This window comes from Geobacillus sp. PLS 41 (assembly GCF_056494105.1).
Genome location: NZ_CM151395.1, coordinates 2,010,227 through 2,027,854, shown reverse-complemented (window position 1 = coordinate 2,027,854; position 17,628 = coordinate 2,010,227). Strand labels below are relative to the sequence as shown.

The following is a 17,628-nucleotide window of genomic DNA, read 5'->3' as shown; positions in this document are numbered from 1 at the left end:
TTATTCGATCGGTCCTTCCCAGGCGAGCATGCCGCCTGTCATGTTGACGACGCGGTAACCGCGGCTGTCAAGAAACTCCGCGGCACGGCCGCTGCGGCCGCCGGAACGGCAGACGAGAATGTATTCCTCATTTTTGTCCAATTCATGCATGCGAAACTCGATCAAACCGAGCGGAATATTGACCGCTCCTGGAATTTTGCCCGCAGCGACTTCCTCCGGCTCGCGCACATCGATGATATGAAGCGATTCTCCCGCGCGAAGCCGCTCTTCTACCTCTTTTGGCGTGATCGTTTTCATCATCATCCTCCTCTATTGCCAGGCGCTTAAACCGCCTTTGACGTTCGTTACGTGCTGAAATCCCATTTTCTTTAACAACTTGCTTGCTTTTTGGCTTCTCATTCCGCTTTGGCAAATGACCACCACTTCTTTTTCTTTGGATAGTTCGTGAACGCGTGCTGTCAATTCGTGCAGCGGGATGTTGCGAAAGCCCGGCAAGTGGAAAGAGCGAAACTCCATCGGAGTGCGCACGTCAATATATTGCACGCCAGGTTCTTTCAACCGGCGTTTCAATTCCGCTGTTGTGATCATCCGCACCCCTTTCGGCGGGATGAAGCGGCTGGCAAGAAACCAAGCAAGCAAAACGAACAATACGATGTTGATGATGGTTTGTGACATACCCTTCCCTCATTTTTAAATAAATAAGTTCACATTTCCTTCCGACGCATCAGCCAAATACGCGGCGACGCCAGCAAACTCAATGCCGTCGATCAATTCTTCCGGCTTCAGCCCAAGCAAATCGACCGTCATTTGGCAAGCGACGAGTTTCACGCCTTGTTCTTTCGCCATCTCGATCAACTGCGGAAGCGGCATGGCGTTATGTTTTTTGATGACCTTTTTGATCAACTTCGGGCCGATGCCGGCAAAATTCATGCGCGACAGCCCCATGCGGTCCGCGCCGCGCGGCATCATCTTCGCGAACATCTTTTCAAGAAACCCTTTTTGCACGGGAACCGGCGCCTCTTTCCGCAAGGCGTTCAGCCCCCAGAACGTATGAAAGATCGTCACGTCATGGTCGTAGGCAGCGGCGCCGTTGGCGATGATGTAAGCCGCCATCGCCTTATCGTAGTCGCCGCTGAACAAAATGATCGTCGTCTTTTTCTTCGGCTGTGTCATCTGGCTGCCTCCTCTCTAAATATACATATATGGGTATATTAAAATCTAAAAAATTATCCTTTTTGAATCCAGAACGTCAACACACCGTTTTCCTCTTTCATCTCAATGACCGTATGGCCGCTTGTTTTCGCCCATGCCGGCAAATCGTTTTTCGCCCCTTTATCGGTCGTTTGCACTTCCAGCACTTCTCCCGATTGCAATTCGTCCATCGCTTTTTTGGCTCTCACCACCGGCATCGGGCAAGCCAATCCTTTCGCATCCAATACTTTCGCTACGTTCATGATGATGACCTCCTTCACAATAGATTTTTATTACCATTACCCCTATGGGTATGTTACTACAAGAAAAAGAACGTTGTCAACACCTTTTTGTTTTTGTTGAGCAACGTGTTAACGACTTTTGACCAATAGTTCGATGGCTTCTTTGACAAGGTGATCTGTGTTTTCTCCTTTTTCCATGTTTTCCCGCAGGCAATGTTCCAAATTGGTGCTGACGATCACCGCAATGGCGCGGTCAATGGCATTGCGCGCCGCTGAAAGCTGGGAAACGACGCTCTTGCAGTCTTTCCCTTGTTCCATCATGCCAAGGACGCCTTTAATTTGTCCTTCAATCCGTTTTAAGCGGTTTTTGATCTCTTTGTTATATTCCATCGGCTCGTTCGCCCCCTTTCTTGACAATCACAAGCCGTGACCGAATAGCTTTTCACCTCATAGCCATAACAGCGCAACAGCCGGATGCCGACGTTTTTTTCGATGGCATCCTGGGCAATGATATGAAGCGGCTTTCGCGGGATATGCCGAACATGCCGTTTCAAATACGCCACCGGAATATGCAACGCTTGGCCAAATATGGAGCCGTTGCTTTCATTATAATCGCGCAAGTCAAGAAGAAGCAAGCCGTCCGGTACCTCTTCTACCGGAAGGCATGGGATATGTTTTACAGGATAGTAGCGTCGATACAACGCTGCGCCCAAAAGAATGAGAAAGAATAACAAACTGATGACGATCAACGGTTCACCCCCTCTATTCACCCTATGCACGATCATTATATACTCTATACGGTATAATGACAATAAGAAATATTTTCCTCAACAATTGGTTATTCCCAGCGAATCAAAAGACCATAGACAGCCGGGTGAAAACGGACAAGTTCCACGTTGCCCGCCTTTTGTTTCACATAGGAAAACAGTTCATCCGACGGAATCCGCTCATGGAGCGGCGGCCCCATTTCGCTTTCAATCGCTTCCCATTCGATCAACAGAAACTGCCCTTTTGGCTTCATCACGCGGCGAATTTCGTCAATGGCGGCTTCTTTTCGTTCCACTTCATGAAAGACGAACGCCATGATTCCTTTGTCCACCGAATGGGAAGGCAAGGCGGTCGAGGCGACATCCGCCACCCGATATTCGATGTTGGTGATCGCTAGTTTCTCGGCTCGCTGTTTTAACAATTCAATCATTTCCGGCTGCACATCGACCGCGTACACTTTTCCGTTTGTCGCCTGCGCGAGAGGAATCGTAAAATAGCCATTCCCCGAGCCAAGATCCACGATCGTGTCATTCGGTTTCACAGACAACATCGAAATCGCCTGTTGCGGGTCGATCCATTCCTTGCGCTTCGGATCCAATAATCGTTCAGCATGTTCGTAATGAAAACGATGCCCTGTCATCCTTTTCCCTCCTATTCCTCACTTCAATTTCATTATACTCGTAAAGAGAGGAAAAAAGCCGGCATTGGAAAACGCCGGCTCCTTTTCCCTACCGAACGGCGCAACGGTTTGGACCGATTTCCATCTCCCGTTGTTCCTCTTCCGTCGGATGCAATTTCCCCATGTTGGTCTGCCGAATTTCCTTGTAAGCATTCGGCTGCGGCGGCAAGTTCTCCGTGACCGTTCGGCGGAATTCTTCATCGCTAGAAATATTTAAACCATGATTCTTTTCATAAAGAACCCCCAACCGTTCCGCCACGCTGCCATCCTTATTCATTTCATTCGGCCCCATATAGTGCGCCGGCAATACAATCAAATCATCTGCAAGCTGTTTGTAACGTCGGTAAAGCGTCTCCCGCAGATCATCGACCCAGTCTTGCGCTTTCCCAGCAAGATCCGGGCGCCCGATCGAGTCGATGAATAAAATATCACCGGTTAACAAATATTGATCGTCCACAATAAACGATGTACTGCCGATCGTATGCCCCGGCGAATACAACGCTTCAATCACGACATGGCCGACGCGGATGCGGTCGCCATCTTGAATCGGTGTGTAGGTAAACGTCACCTCTTCCGCGTCTTTCGGCGGCAAGTAATACGTTGCACCCAGTTCTTCCGCCAACTTGCGCCCGCCAGAAATATGGTCGGCATGCAAGTGCGTATCGAGCACATGCTTGATTGTAATGCCGTGTTCGTTGGCAAAACGGACGTATGCGTCAGTCATGCGGTTCGTATCGATCAACGCCCCCTCGCCGTTCGATTCGACGAGATACGAGAGACACCCTTTGCCGAGGCGGACGAATTGGTAAATCGTTCCTCCGCTTTTCAGCTCGCCGATTTTCACTGGTTCCAAATGTTCGCTCCATGCCTTCATGCCACCTTCGATTGAATAAACGTCCGTATAGCCCGCCGCTTCCAACTGTTCTGCCACAAACTCCGACGAGCCGCCCTTCGCGCAAACGGCATAAATCGTTTTGCTTTTATCTTTTGGCAAACGGTCCAAATATGGTTCAATGCCATCCAACACTTCAAAATACGGAATATTGACGACCTCGACATGTCTCCCTTCAATCCGCCAGTCAGCAAAATCTTCGGGGTTGCGAGCGTCCACAATGAACAGCTCCTCACCGCGAATGATCTTATTGGCGATCTCTTTGACCGAAATCGTTTTTGCCAACGATATCCCCTCCTGATCTCATAGTTTCGTCAATGGTCCGTTATTCTCAACGATGATTCGCCTGATTCCACAATGCCATAATGGCATCCGGATCATACCCGAGCACCCAGCGGCCGTTAATCTCGATTTGCGGCACGCCCATTTGCCCGGTCGTTTCCACCAGCCTCCGCGCCGCTTCCGGATCGAGCTCGACATTCACTTCCTTAAACGGAATCCCTTGAGCGCGCAAAAAGTTTTTCGCCATGACACAATACGGGCATGTCGTTGTTGTATAGACAGTGACTTGTGCCATATTCTCCTTCCTCCTCTCCCTTATTAAAAGGCCAATGTAATATCGGCGTCTTTCGCAAACTGCAGGAACGTCGCCGCCCCCGCCACCTCAATGCCATCGACGAATTGGTCTTTGTCAAGCCCCATGACATCCATCGTCATTTGGCAAGCGATCAGCTTCACACCCATCTCTTGCGCCATTTGAAGCAATTCGGCAATCGATGGAACGTTCGCTTTTTGGAACCCTTGTTGAAAATGTTCTTTCCCTTCAGGAATCGGCAATTGTTTGTGCGCTTCTTTATGGATGAGATTCAACCCTTCAAATGTGAAAAACACCCCGACCTCCGCGTCTGCCGCCGCAGCAGCTGTCGCGATGTTGAACACCTTGTACGCATCAAACAACCCGCCGTTTGCTGCAATGATTGCCACTTTCATGCAAACAACCTCCTTATGTTTTTCGTTAATTATGTTTTATTGTCTGCCTCAAATTTATACACATATACACGTTTTTGTTATATACATATACGTGTATATGTATGTTACAGATATAATATTATCGAATTGTTTGTCTTTTGTCAACAGGAAAATACGCATCCAATTCTAAAAAAATAAAAAAGCAGCAAAACAAAGGCTGCTTTCAAAGCGTGCAAAATTGTTTTCCATATTTTTGCCTCGGGTTTGACAGTGATTCACTTGGTGACCCTTAAATGCAACATCAAACATAAGTTCATCCCCCTTTATCAGAGATCCATACCGAGGACCTACCTGTAAATATTTTACTTCTGTGCATTATAAGGAAACATCCGCCTACCTTCTGCTCCGAGTTATTAGCAAAAAAGCGGCTTTCGCCCAACCTTCTCATGACTGTCAAAACCATTTCCCATCTTTAACATTATACCTTTCTTACAGTGAAAAATTTCCTCAACAACCATGGCCCTGGCGCAAATCTTAACTTCAACTCCCATGCCCCAACGCCTGCAATCTGAAATTGGCGGGCCAATTTCATTTTCTGTCCCATGCTTCTGACATCTTCAAACCATACCTCATGAATGTTTCCAAGTTCATCAGTATATCGAAAAAACGGCGATTCATATTGAAACGAATATTGAATCGGTGATTGGTAACGCATGGCGGTTAAAACCGCCTCTTGGTTGGAGAGAGCATCCGCCAATGTCCCAGGCCGGTACGGAATGATCCAATCGTATCCATATAACGGGAGTCCGAGCAAGATTTTTTTTCGGGGCACGCGCTCGACGGCAAACTGAAGCGTCGATCTCACCTCACCAATTGGTGCAACTGGGCCAGGTTCACTTGTTAAATGGTGCCAATCGTACGCCATAATAAACATATAGTCGACGACAGCGCCAATGCCGCCGTAATCGTAGCCTCTTAGCCAAGGGATCTCCTCGCTCGTTTTCGCTGGAACGGCGATCGTCAAAACATATCCAGCCGGTTTTAACCGATCGCGCAACTGACGCAAAAAGCCAGTAAACAAATCACGATCCTCGCCGCGAACTTGCTCGAAGTCAATATTGACGCCACCATAGCCTTTTCGTGACACTAAATAAAAGATGTTCTCGACCAAATTCGCCCTTGCTTCCGGATTGTTCAGCACTTGGCTTGCCAGTCTCGTACTAAATCCTTCCGATGTTAGGTTCGTCACTACCGCAATGGGCGTCACGCGGTTTTGCCATGCTGTTTCAATCGCTGCGGCGTCATCCCGCGTAGTGACAATGTCGCCATTAGGGGCAAAGCGATATTCGAACAGGGCAATGTACGATGAATAGGGGGCAAAATCTCGCACGAGCGTCCGATCTAAGTTCGGTTCGCGGAGAGTGTAATAGGCTAACGTTATGGCTTGATACCAGGAAATATCAGGAATATAAATTTTCATTCCCGGATGCATTCTGTACGGATCCACCGCCGGATTGGCTGCCCGCAACTGTTCGACCGTCACAAATGCTTTCCGTGCGATGGCGCTTAGTGTGTCCCCTGACTGCACTGTATACGTATAGCTGGGAACAAGCAATGCTTGACCAGGAACAATATTCGTTTCAACTAAGCCATTGACAAGGCGCAGACTTTCCAGCGGATAATCGTATCGCCTGCTGATTGAAAAAAGCGTATCTCCAGGTTGAACAATGTGGATAAACATGACCATCCCCCCGTTGAATCAACAAAGCTTCGGCGCTGGCATCATGATAAATATATATATGCTTATCGACCGCAACCGCACCTTGTCTTGACATGGCCAGCTTGCGATTCTTTTGCATGTTCCTAACGCGCAAGTCCTCCACGCACACCAATGCTCACACGTGGAAGCGGGTGTCTTCTCGGTTCAGGATGATAAAAAGCGGCCAAAAAGCCGCTGTTAAAGCAAGGTAAAAAAATAATATCCAAACAATCCGGTGATCAGCAGCAACAAGGACGCCAAAAACCAAATAAGCGGGCGCGACGGCCGGAACGTTTGTTCATTAATTTGTTTGGTCTTCATGACATAACTAATGGTGGAAAACACAATCGTGCAGATGGAAATGACCACAGCTAATGCTCCGATCAATTGGACAATGGCCGTGGACAATGCGTTGCTCGTTGATTTTTCATGCAAATTAATCATTAAAAAAGCAATTCCAATAATGGCAATCGAGGTGCGAATCCAGGCGAGAAACGTCCGTTCATTGGCTAAGTGCTGCTGAATATATTTGGAGTCCTCTGTCGGTTTTGGTCTTTCTTCCTTCATCCACCTTTTCCCCCTTTTCACGAACTTGCCGGATCGTCTCTTTTATGATCGATGATCCAATCATCACTCATCGGTTCCACTATTTTTTAGATCACATCCACTGATGCAACAACACTGACAACCAATAGCGGATTTTCATGCTTAGAATGATCGAAACCAATGCGATCTGACTACCCACACAGGTATATTAGCCCTCAGTTTATTCTATTGTCAATCTGCACACAAAAAACACCTTGCCGCTATTGGCGAGGCGCCCGATTCGTTATCACTTTCAACGTACAGCAGATGTAATAACGCTGTTTAAGCAATTCCATCGGGAAGAAGTGAAATTGCAACATCTCGCCAAAAGCCCGGCATAAACCACAAGCGGACGGCGCACCCTAACCGCATGATGAGCACCGTCCGCTGCATAGACTCTATTTTTCTTCCAATCATGCCCCTTTTATTTCTCACTTGCTCGTTCCCGCGCACCCGTCCACGAGGCGAGCCGATCATTGGACATCAAAAGCACGCAAACGATCGTGAGCGCCGCGGGAATGAGCGCCCATAAAAACGTATCGGCGATCGAAGAAGCCAGTGCTTCCGTCAACCGATCGAGCACCGGTGCCGGGATGTGCGCCCGCGCTTCTGGCGACAACATCGCCCGCGGGTCGTGAATGTTCGCTCCAGGCGCTCCTTGCGCCATGCCGTGAAACTGCTCAGCCAATTGATCCGTAAACAAGTTGCGCTGAATGATGCCAAACACCGTAATGCCGACGGTCATGCCGAGCGACCGGACAAATGAATTCGTCGAGCTGGCCGCGCCCCGCTCCGCTTCGGAAAAATGATGGATCGCCGCCATGCCGAGGACGGAAAACGAAGCGCCCATCCCTAATCCGACAATGATCATGTACAACGTCACGACAAGACGCGTGGTCTGTTCATCAATCGTGCCAAACAGCCCGATCCCGGCCGCAAACAAGAGCATAAACCCGAACATCACGTTGCGGTAGCATAATCGTAAACGCAATCGGCACCAGCGCCTCGCCGCCGATGCCTTGAATGGCACGGAAGATGCTGAGCTGGACGATCGTTTGCGCCATGCCGCACAAAATCGAACCAAGCAAAAACACTATGATGCCAAATAAGAAAAATCGCTTCCTCCCGTCATATCGGACAGTTTCCCAAAAATCGGCATCCCGGCCATCTCGGCCACCATATACGCTGACGTCACCCAAACAAACTGCTTGAGCCCCCGAGATCCGCGACGATCGTCGCCATGGCGGTCGCCACAATCGTATTGTCCATGGAAGCGACAAAAATGCCGAGCAACAGCGCGATCACGACCAATCCCGTCTTCGTTTCCTTCCTCTCCATCCGTTCCATCTCCCTCTATCTCTGTCTTTTTTCGTTCACCGCAGCCTTCTTGTCTTGGGCAAAGGCTGTATGATATTCAACAAGCCCAATGTCGCAGCCCGGACCGATTGTCACCCGATCCCCCCTGACGACCGCGGCTCGTGTATACTCCACATAAATCTCATCTCCTTCAATCACATCCGCTGCCAATACGGCGGGCGAAGAAGAAAAACGGCTCAACCAATGAATCGCGCTCCATTTTTTGCTGCGGGTGATGGAAATCGTCCGCCCCCCCGATTTCCTTGACCGAGCTGTCGGCAAAACAGAGCGACAGTTCCACCTGCTCCGCATTCAACGTCTGTCCAATGTGCACAACTCCGGTCAACGCAACGCTCTCCGCCTCGCAACTTCCCGACACCGACAGCTCGCCGTAACCGCGGATGACATCGGCTTCGATGCCCCCCTCGACTTGCGCCATCCCGCGCAGCTGAAGATGCCCAAGGCGGGCGTGTCCCCGGATGTCCACTTCCCCGAACACCCCCATTTTCTCCGCCTGTACGGGACCGTCCACGTTCGCTTGGCCAAATAGGCGAAACGTGCGGGCCGCAACTGCTCCTTTCATGTCGGCTGCGCCAAACACTTTCAAGCGGTCGCACTCGATGTCGCCCCGAATCGTCGCATCGCCGCGAATCGTGACGTGATGGAACACACCGCCTCCAGAAAGCGCCGATCCATGAACCGTCAAGTTTCGTTCCGCCATCGTTTTCACCCTTTCTCGATCGTGCCGATTTTCGCCTCTTCATCGCATTCCAACTTTTCTCGGTATTCGACTCGCTCGATCTCGCACCCTGGCCCGATCACGACGCGATTGCCGCGCACCATTTTCGCGCTCGTATGTTCGAGATGGACGGAATCCCCTTCAATGACATCGGCGGTCAACTCCGCTGGAAAAAACCATTTTTTGAACAGCGAACTTCCTTGCCGCTTGACGACGATCGTCTCTCCGCCGATCTCCTTTACGCGGCTCGGGCCCAACAGCTTCACTTCGAGATAGTCCGCGTTCAGCAGCCCGCCGACCGCAAAATGCCCTTCCACCTCCATCCGCTCAGCCGAGCAATCGCCACCGATATTGAGCTCGCCATGGACGCGAACCACCTCCGCCGCCCATGAACCTTTCGCCTCCCCGCGGCCGCGAACGGTCGCCTCTTGGCATTGCACATTTTCTTCAATTCTTATGCTCCCGCTCACTTTCATCCACTCACACTCCACCCCGCCTGCCACATTTCCTTTCCCGGCAATATGAACCGTGTTGGCTTTCACGCTCCCTTCCACGGCCGCGTTTCCTTGCACCTGCAGCTCGAGGCAGTCGATGTCGCCGTACAGCTTCCCATTTCCCGACAATTTCACCAAATTGTACAGCCCGCCGGACGCATGACCCGTCCCGGCAATGACCAAATCTCGACGCTCCATCCTTTTATCCCTCCGAAATGGCCAGTTTCAACTCTTCAATATACGTTGGCACGTGCAGCCGCGCAACGAGCTTCGCCCCTTCTTCCACATACAAGCCGGCCGCTTCTTCCAGCAGAAGGCAGACCGTCACCCCCATTTTACGAAGCACGACCAGCTCGCATGATTTCCCTTGCAATTTTGGATAATGACTCTCGAACATCATCCATATGTTCTTTCCTTCTTCTATGCTGATCTCACCGGAACGAAGAAGCCGGTCAACGATGTAAAGGGAAAGAAGCTGCCCAAACGAAACGTCCTGGCGATCACCCAACTGGTCGCTCAACCATTGCAGCGCAACATTCGAAACAATGTGACGTTTTATGACTTCCTCTTTCGTCAAGACGACCGCTGCCGGGTCAGGCGCAAACATGCCCGCCAACTCATCAAGCGACAGCTCATCTTTTAATTCTTTGATTTTCTCAATGCGCGCCAAGATTTTTTCTTTCGGGAAAAACGTCTCTTGCCCGGTGAATGTCGATTTTCGAATAAACCATTCTTCCGGAATGAGCTTTTTCCGCTTCCAGCGGTACAGCTGGCCGTACGAAATGCCAGTCAGCTCGAGCAGTTCTTTTTTCGAAATCAATTCTTGTTCCATGAGCCGCTCACCTCCTTCACCACCATAAGCGTAACATAACATTGTTACGTTGTAAAGAGTGTGAAAACAGCAGTGCCATACATATGTCAAAAAACGAACCAAAGCGGTTGACAACTTGCCATCTAGCTCATTACAATGAAACCAACTTTCACCGGCGATCAGAGGAGCAGCATGAAGAAAGGAGAATGAGCCACATGCATTCGACATTACAGAAGCAAATCGCCGCCGCCGCAAAACAAACGAAGGCCGATCTCGTCATCAAAAACGGAAAAATCGTCAACGTGTTTACGCGCGAAATCATCGAAGGGGATCTCGCCATTGCTGAGGGGATGATCGTCGGCATTGGCCGCTATGAGGGAAAGCAAACGATCGATGCCGAAGGGCGTTATGTATGCCCGGGGCTGATTGACGGACACGTGCATATCGAATCATCAATGGTGCCCCCGAGCGAATTCGCCCGCGTCGTTCTCCCGCATGGGGTCACCACGGTGATCGCCGATCCGCACGAAATCGCGAACGTCGCCGGCATCCACGGCATCCAGTTTATGCTCGATGATGCGAAACGGACGCCGCTCGATGTGTATATGATGTTGCCGTCGTGCGTGCCGGCCTCCTCATTTGAACATGCCGGAGCCGTCTTATCCGCCGCGGAACTGGCGCCGTTTTTCAACGATGAACGCGTTCTCGGATTGGCGGAAGTGATGGACTATCCGTCATTAAGGGAACAACACCCGTCGATGCTCGACAAACTGGCGCTCGCGGCAAACGCCAACCGCCTGATCGACGGCCACTTGGCCGGCCTTGATGCCAACGCCATCAACGTCTACCGAAGCTCCCGCATCCATACGGATCATGAATGCGTCACCGTCGACGAAGCGCTTGAACGCATTCGCCGCGGCATGTACGTGCTCATTCGCCAAGGATCAGTCGCTAAAGACCTCGAAAAACTTCTTCCTGCCGTCACTGAGCACAACGCGCGCCGCTTTCTGTTTTGCACGGATGACAAACATCTTGATGACTTATGGTTCGAAGGAAGCGTCGACCATAATGTGCGGCTCGCCATTCAGGCCGGCCTCGACCCGCTTCTGGCCATCCAAATGGCCACGCTGAACGCCGCAGAGTGCTACCGTTTGCCGACAAAAGGCGCTGTCGCTCCAGGATATGACGCCGACTTTTTGTTCGTTGACGATTTGGAAATATTGAACATCACCCACGTCTTCAAAGCGGGAAGACTAGTGGCCCAACATGGACAGACGGTGTTTCCGGCCGAACGATCGGCAGAAAGCCTTGAACAGCCATTGCTTCACTCCATCCGTTGCCAAGCAGTGGACGAAACCGATCTTCGCATCCCGATGAAAAGAGGAACGAAAGCCCATGTCATCGAGATCATCCCGAACCATTTGCATACGAACCACCTCATCACGGACGTTGATGTCCAGGAAGGGGCTTTCTGCCCGTCGATCGAGCGGGATTTGCTGAAGCTTGTTGTCGTCGAACGCCATCGCGGCCTCGGCATCGGCCTTGGCATCGTCCGCGGCTTCGGATTCAAGGCAGGCGCCATCGCTTCTTCGATCGCGCACGACTCACACCATATCATCGCCGCCGGAACAAACGATCGCGACCTCGCCGCCGCCATCGAACAGCTCCGCGAGCAGCACGGCGGCTTGGCGGTCATCAAAGACGGAGCGGTGCTTGCCAGCCTGCCGCTTGAGATCGGCGGTCTAATGACAAGAAAAGACTATACCGAGGTGCTAAGCGGATTGAAGCAGATTGACAAAGCCCTTAAAGCCATCGGCGCCAATGGCTCGTTCAACCCATTCATCACATTGTCCTTCCTCGCCTTGCCGGTCATCCCAGAGCTCAAGCTGACCGACCAAGGATTATTTGATGTAAATAAATGGGAATTTATTCCTGTTGAAGCGGTGTAACCCCTCCCGATTGAGGCTGGCGTTTCAAAGCAAGAGGATTACGGGAGCACCGCCTTACAGCAGGGCGCTCATTCACAACTAAGGTCAACCGCGAAGCAAATCAGTCCCTTCATCCCCCATTGATTGCGGGGATGAAGGGATTTTCTTCACTCCGCCCTTTTTCCTCGATTTTCACAGCGCCATGCGGCATTGGCATAAGCACGTTCCCGCATGATGCATATAGTGAAACAGCAACATGGCCGAAAGGAAGGTGCAAGGAAATTGATCACCATCAGTCTTTGCATGATCGTCAAAAATGAAGAAGACGTCCTTGCCCGCTGTTTGGACAGCGTCCAACATCTCGTAGACGAAATCGTGATTGTGGATACAGGATCAACGGATCGCACGAAAGAAATCGCCCGCTCCTACACCGCACGAGTCATCGACTTTCCTTGGAGCGATGATTTCTCGGCGGCGCGAAACTTCTCCTTTTCCCACGCCACCATGGACTATATTTTTTGGCTGGACGCAGACGACATCTTGCCGGCAGAAGAGCAGACCAAATTTCTCACATTGAAGCGCACCCTTTCTTCTGACATCGACTCCGTCACCATGATTTACAGCCTTGCCCAAGATGAATATGGAAAGACGATCTCGAGCGTCCGCCGAAATCGTCTCGTCAAACGATCCAACGGCTTCCGATGGCATGGGATGGTTCATGAATATCTAGAAGTATGGGGAACGATTCTCAACAGCGATATTACCATTATTCATCAACCCAATCGCTGCGCTTCAGATCGAAATTTGCAAATCTATGAGAAACAGTTGGCACAAGGAAAAGAATTTTCCCCAAGAGATCTGTTTTACTTTGCCAACGAACTGTTCGACCATCAACAATACGAGCGGGCCATTCAGTATTATGAACAGTTTTTGCAGACAAAAAAAGGGTGGGTGGAAGATTGCATCGCCGCCTGCGGAAAGGTAGCGGATTGTTTTGATGCGCTTGGTGATGAAGAACAGGCATTGCGATATGCGCTCCGATCGTTCGAATACGATACCCCTCGGGCTGAATGCTGCTGCCGGCTGGGCTATTACTTCCTTCAGCGCAAGCAATATCGTCTTGCCGCCTTTTGGTACCATTTAGCCACTCAACTCACAATGCCTTCCGACAGCTGGGGATTTGTTCATCATGCTTGCTGGACTTGGCTTCCCCACTTGCAGCTTTGTGTATGTTACTTTTACATGGGCGAGTACGAGTTAGCATACCAACATAACGAAAAAGCCAAACAATACGTTCCTCATCATCCCGCGGTTTTGCACAACGAATGTTTGCTGCAATCCATTCTCGCCGCCGAAAGCACGTTCCACCAAACCGATGAATCGTGATGAAGGGAGGTTATGCCGCTTGTCTGACCGACGTCCTATTCGAGTAAAATGTCTTTCCCCTTTATGCGGAACATGGCCGCCGATTGTAAAAATCTATACCGGACCAACAGGACCCACGGGACCCACAGGGCCTACAGGACCGACTGGACCTCAAGGACCCACGGGACCCATCGGACCTCAAGGACCCACGGGACCCATCGGACCTCAAGGACCTACAGGACCGACCGGACCCACAGGACCTCAAGGACCCACAGGGCCTACAGGACCGACTGGACCTCAAGGACCCACGGGACCCATCGGACCTCAAGGACCCACAGGACCTCAAGGACCTACAGGGCCGACCGGACCCACAGGACCTCAAGGACCTACAGGGCCGACTGGACCCACAGGACCTCAAGGACCCACAGGGCCGACGGGACCGGCTGGAGCAGGAGCCATCATTCCATTCGCTTCAGGAACAACGGTTGTCTTGACCGCCACTATAGCCGGGTTGGCCGACACCACAAGTTTGATCGGATTTGGAAACGCTGCTTCAAGCATCAGTTTAGTGGGAGGAACGATAAACCTTGGCGGCACATCGAATTTTTCCTTTACCATCCCGCGTTCAGGAATCATTACTGCTGTCGCAGCCAATTTTTCCGCTACAACAGGCACAGCGCTTTTAGGAACAGCTACGATCCGCGCTCAATTGTATATCGCCACTTCTCCATCCAGCAACGTATTTTCGCCTATTCCAGGCACGCTCATTACATTAACGCCATCAATCACCTTTCCCATCTCCCTAGCCCAAAACGCCAGCGGCATCATCACAGGATTAAACGTGCCTGTCAATACTGGCGACCGGCTGCTCATGGCGTTTTTCATCACCACTTCCGGCCTTTCAATCGCCGCTTCCGTCACGGGATATGCGAGCGCAGGAGTGGCGATTAGTTAGCGCCTCACTGTGATACCAAGGCTGCGGCTCATTGAAGCGCTCAACTAAGGCCGCTGCAAACAAGCGGCCTTATAATCCCTCTCCGTTCAGTTGAACGCTCTCCCGCCCGCATTTCGAGGTGGGAGATTCTTGGGAACACCCGCCCCGCGGCAGGATGTCCGCCAAGCCATCCCCGTGCGTCCCACGGTTCAGCCGCCCTACAACGACAGCAGTCGAAGCCCTTCATTTAGAATATTCCGGGCAGCGTTATGGTCCCGGTCATGTTCGGCTCCGCAGGCGGGGCACACCCACTCGCGAATGCCAAGCGATTTCACCTCGACGTGCCGATGCCCGCAGCACGAGCACAATTGACTCGAGGGAAACGTGCTCGCAACACGAACCACCGTCCGCCCGTACCATGTCGCTTTATACTCGAGCATGCGAAGAAAACTCCCCCACGCGGAATCGGAAATGGATTTAGCCAGCTTGCGATTCTTTTGCATGTTCCTAACACGCAAGTCCTCCACGCACACCACTTGGTTTTCGCGGATGAGGCGGGTGGACAGTTTGTGCAGGAAATCGTTCCGGCAGTTGGAGATTTTTTCATGAAGCTTGGCCACTTTCAAACGGGCTTTCTCCCAGTTCGAACCGCCTGGCTTTCGACGAGCCATCACCCGCTGCCAGTAGGCGAGCTTTTCTTCATACCGGCGCCAATACCGGGGGTGTTCGATCGTTTCGCCTGTGGAAAGCACTACGATCTGTTTCAACCCCAAATCGACGCCCACTTTCTTGTCGGTTTGGGGCAATGGGGGAATATCCGTTTCCACGAGAATGGAGACGAAATACTTCCCCGCTCGATTTCGACGAATCGTGGCGGAGAGAATGCGGCCTTCCACCTCGCGGCTTTTGGCGAACTTCACCCATCCGAGCTTGGGAAGTTTCAACCGATGGCCGTCCACTTCGATCGTAGGGCGTCCGTTCTTTGGGTAGTTGCACTGGGCGGTGTACGATTGGTTCGGGTGTTTTTTGCTTTTGAAGCGGGGAGCGTTCGCCGTTCCCTCGAAGAACCGGTCAAACGCCTCGGCCAACTGCTGCAGTGCGTTTTGCAAGGCGGTTGAATCAGGGGTTTTCAGCCATGGAAGGGTTTTCTTCAAAGCTGTCAATCGTTTGGAACACTCGTTGTAGCCGAGTCCTTTTCCCGTGGTTTCATACGTCTCCTTCCACTCGGCCAAAAAGTGATTGTACACAAATCGGCAGCACCCAATCGTCTCGTTGAGGAGTTTTGCCTGTGTTCGGGTGGGATACAGCCGAAAGCGATAGGCTTTGTGCATAGCCCTCCCTCCTCAAAAAGAACGTTTGTTCTATTTACATCCATTGTATACTTTTTGCCCATTGGGGGCAATAGGGAGATTCGCAAAGGAAGCCCGGATTCATCCCGACTTACATTTACGGGTAAAAGCGAGATTTTCTCGGCGGAAGATGATTACAAATAAGCAGGCGGCTTCACGCGAACACCGTCGTGAACAACCGCCTGCTTTCTTCACGATTGCAACATGGAAAACACTTGCTCAACATCCTTATCCCCGCGCCCCGACAAATTCACAATGATGATTTGGTCTTTGCTTAACGTCGGCGCAAGCTTGATAGCGTACGCCACCGCATGGGCGCTCTCGAGAGCTGGGATGATTCCTTCTGTTTTAGACAGCAGTTGAAACGCCTCAAGCACTTCTTCGTTCGTGACCGTATAATACTCAGCCCGCCCGGACACTTTCAAGTAGCTATGTTCCGGACCAATGCCCGGGTAATCAAGCCCGGCGGCAATCGAGTATGTCGGCTGCGGGTTTCCATTTTCATCAAGGAGCACCAAACACTTGAATCCATGCAACACGGCCGGAACGCCCTTCGTTAGCGTCGCTGCCTTCTCCGGCTCGACACCGATGAGCCGCACGCTCGGTTCATCCAAGTAGTGGGCGAACGCCCCGATGGCGTTGCTTCCCCCGCCGACGCAGGCCACTACCGCATCCGGAAGACGTCCTTCCTTCTCTACAATCTGCCGCTTGCTCTCTTCGCTAATAACCGACTGAAAATGTTTCACCATCGACGGGTACGGATGCGGACCAACCGCCGAACCAAGCAAGTAAAATGTAGTCTTATAGTTTTGCACAAGATCGTTCAGCGCCTCGTCCACGGCATCCTTCAATCGTCCTTGACCTTTCGAGACCGACACGACTTTCGCCCCTAACAGCTCCATGCGGAACACATTGAGCGCCTGGCGCTTCGTATCTTCTTCTCCCATATAAATGGTACAATCGATGCCAAACATGGCGCATGCGGTAGCGGTCGCCACCCCGTGCTGGCCTGCGCCTGTCTCCGCAATGACCCGCTTCGCGCCCATCCGCTTCGCCAATAAAATTTGCCCAATCACGTTGTTGATTTTATGCGAACCGGTATGGTTTAAATCCTCACGTTTCAAATAAATCTTCGCCCCGCCGAGCCGCTCCGTCAACCGCGCCGCAAACGTCAGCGGACTCTCACGGCCGACATACTCCCGCAAATAGGTTCGAAACTCCTCATTGAATTCCGGGTCATCTTTATATTTCAGAAACTGCTCCTCCAAATAATCAAGCACTTCCTGCAATTCATCCGGAACGAAGCTGCCGCCGAATTCGCCGAAATAGCCTTTCGTTTCCTGGACTACACTCATGGCTCATCTCTCCTCTGCTTTCTGAAAGTCATAAAATTAGCATAAACCGTTTTGGCAAGCAAGTCAATCAATAATTTTTATTTTTCAAAACATTAAAAAAGGAATGGTCCACCGCATAACCATACGCGAAGCATTCACCGCTAGTGGGGTGAGCAGGTGCTGCTGCAAAGCCATCGTGCAGCCGCACCCTCACAGCTTCCTACTTCGGATAT

The 17,628-nt window shown here is 51.3% G+C and carries 20 protein-coding genes and 1 pseudogene; 3 read left to right on the top strand and 18 right to left on the bottom strand.

The window, feature by feature from the left end; all coding sequences use genetic code 11:
* The 16 genes and pseudogenes from ACVX3G_RS10200 to ACVX3G_RS10125 all read right to left on the bottom strand — a co-directional run bounded on the left by ACVX3G_RS10200 (position 1) and on the right by ACVX3G_RS10125 (position 10,506).
* Positions 1-297 carry a rhodanese-like domain-containing protein gene (locus ACVX3G_RS10200; RefSeq protein ID WP_025039175.1) on the bottom strand — a complete coding sequence of 99 codons (297 nt, stop codon included), beginning with the start codon at positions 295-297 and terminating at the stop codon, positions 1-3.
* 12 nt (positions 298-309) lie between these two features.
* Positions 310-675: a rhodanese-like domain-containing protein gene (locus tag ACVX3G_RS10195; RefSeq protein WP_014196117.1), complete on the bottom strand. Its 366-nt coding sequence runs from the start codon at positions 673-675 to the stop codon at positions 310-312.
* 15 nt (positions 676-690) lie between these two features.
* Positions 691-1,173 (bottom strand): DsrE/DsrF/DrsH-like family protein, encoded by a 483-nt coding sequence (locus tag ACVX3G_RS10190; RefSeq protein WP_013524024.1) that lies wholly within the window; start codon positions 1,171-1,173, stop codon positions 691-693.
* A 53-nt stretch (positions 1,174-1,226) separates the two neighbouring features.
* Positions 1,227-1,454: a sulfurtransferase TusA family protein gene (locus tag ACVX3G_RS10185; protein ID WP_013145016.1), complete on the bottom strand. Its 228-nt coding sequence runs from the start codon at positions 1,452-1,454 to the stop codon at positions 1,227-1,229.
* 108 nt (positions 1,455-1,562) lie between these two features.
* Positions 1,563-1,823 (bottom strand): metal-sensitive transcriptional regulator, encoded by a 261-nt coding sequence (locus tag ACVX3G_RS10180; protein ID WP_011231557.1) that lies wholly within the window; start codon positions 1,821-1,823, stop codon positions 1,563-1,565.
* Entirely contained in the window at positions 1,790-2,182 is a 393-nt protein-coding gene (locus ACVX3G_RS10175) for a hypothetical protein (RefSeq protein WP_014196118.1), read from the bottom strand. The genes ACVX3G_RS10180 and ACVX3G_RS10175 overlap by 34 nt, the downstream gene beginning before the upstream one ends.
* A gap of 89 nt (positions 2,183-2,271) precedes the next feature.
* A complete protein-coding gene (locus tag ACVX3G_RS10170; RefSeq protein ID WP_014196119.1) occupies positions 2,272-2,841 on the bottom strand; it encodes a class I SAM-dependent methyltransferase in 570 nt (189 codons plus the stop codon).
* Positions 2,842-2,929: 88 nt separating this feature from the next.
* Positions 2,930-4,057, bottom strand: coding sequence for an MBL fold metallo-hydrolase (locus ACVX3G_RS10165; RefSeq protein ID WP_014196120.1), 1,128 nt, complete (start codon positions 4,055-4,057; stop codon positions 2,930-2,932).
* Between the two features lie 46 nt (positions 4,058-4,103).
* Entirely contained in the window at positions 4,104-4,349 is a 246-nt protein-coding gene (locus ACVX3G_RS10160) for a glutaredoxin family protein (protein ID WP_013145011.1), read from the bottom strand.
* 23 nt (positions 4,350-4,372) lie between these two features.
* A complete protein-coding gene (locus ACVX3G_RS10155) occupies positions 4,373-4,762 on the bottom strand; it encodes a DsrE/DsrF/DrsH-like family protein (RefSeq protein WP_011231562.1) in 390 nt (129 codons plus the stop codon).
* A gap of 457 nt (positions 4,763-5,219) precedes the next feature.
* A complete protein-coding gene (locus ACVX3G_RS10150; RefSeq protein WP_023633459.1) occupies positions 5,220-6,482 on the bottom strand; it encodes a glycoside hydrolase family 18 protein in 1,263 nt (420 codons plus the stop codon).
* 216 nt (positions 6,483-6,698) lie between these two features.
* Complete coding sequence (locus ACVX3G_RS10145; protein ID WP_014196123.1) at positions 6,699-7,067, bottom strand: YidH family protein; 369 nt, start codon at positions 7,065-7,067, stop codon at positions 6,699-6,701.
* 442 nt (positions 7,068-7,509) lie between these two features.
* Positions 7,510-8,423: pseudogene (locus ACVX3G_RS10140) on the bottom strand (MFS transporter).
* A 169-nt stretch (positions 8,424-8,592) separates the two neighbouring features.
* Complete coding sequence (locus ACVX3G_RS10135) at positions 8,593-9,162, bottom strand: polymer-forming cytoskeletal protein (protein ID WP_307894757.1); 570 nt, start codon at positions 9,160-9,162, stop codon at positions 8,593-8,595.
* Between the two features lie 5 nt (positions 9,163-9,167).
* Positions 9,168-9,872: a polymer-forming cytoskeletal protein gene (locus ACVX3G_RS10130; RefSeq protein WP_020278569.1), complete on the bottom strand. Its 705-nt coding sequence runs from the start codon at positions 9,870-9,872 to the stop codon at positions 9,168-9,170.
* A 4-nt stretch (positions 9,873-9,876) separates the two neighbouring features.
* Positions 9,877-10,506, bottom strand: coding sequence for a YhbD family protein (locus ACVX3G_RS10125; RefSeq protein ID WP_014196129.1), 630 nt, complete (start codon positions 10,504-10,506; stop codon positions 9,877-9,879).
* 194 nt (positions 10,507-10,700) lie between these two features.
* Between ACVX3G_RS10125 and ade the strand changes: the two genes are divergently transcribed.
* The 3 genes from ade to ACVX3G_RS10110 all read left to right on the top strand — a co-directional run bounded on the left by ade (position 10,701) and on the right by ACVX3G_RS10110 (position 14,733).
* Positions 10,701-12,434, top strand: coding sequence for an adenine deaminase (ade, locus tag ACVX3G_RS10120; protein ID WP_014196130.1), 1,734 nt, complete (start codon positions 10,701-10,703; stop codon positions 12,432-12,434).
* Between the two features lie 210 nt (positions 12,435-12,644).
* Positions 12,645-13,799: a tetratricopeptide repeat-containing glycosyltransferase family 2 protein gene (locus tag ACVX3G_RS10115; RefSeq protein ID WP_014196131.1), complete on the top strand. Its 1,155-nt coding sequence runs from the start codon at positions 12,645-12,647 to the stop codon at positions 13,797-13,799.
* Positions 13,800-13,818: 19 nt separating this feature from the next.
* A complete protein-coding gene (locus ACVX3G_RS10110; protein WP_014196132.1) occupies positions 13,819-14,733 on the top strand; it encodes an exosporium glycoprotein BclB-related protein in 915 nt (304 codons plus the stop codon).
* Positions 14,734-14,930: 197 nt separating this feature from the next.
* Here the strand turns inward: ACVX3G_RS10110 and tnpB are convergent, their stop codons facing one another.
* Together tnpB and trpB are read right to left on the bottom strand one after the other, a co-directional pair.
* A complete protein-coding gene (gene tnpB, locus ACVX3G_RS10105; protein WP_011231586.1) occupies positions 14,931-16,043 on the bottom strand; it encodes an IS200/IS605 family element RNA-guided endonuclease TnpB in 1,113 nt (370 codons plus the stop codon).
* Between the two features lie 209 nt (positions 16,044-16,252).
* Positions 16,253-17,416: a tryptophan synthase subunit beta gene (gene trpB / locus ACVX3G_RS10100; RefSeq protein ID WP_014196133.1), complete on the bottom strand. Its 1,164-nt coding sequence runs from the start codon at positions 17,414-17,416 to the stop codon at positions 16,253-16,255.
* Positions 17,417-17,628: the final 212 nt, after the last annotated feature.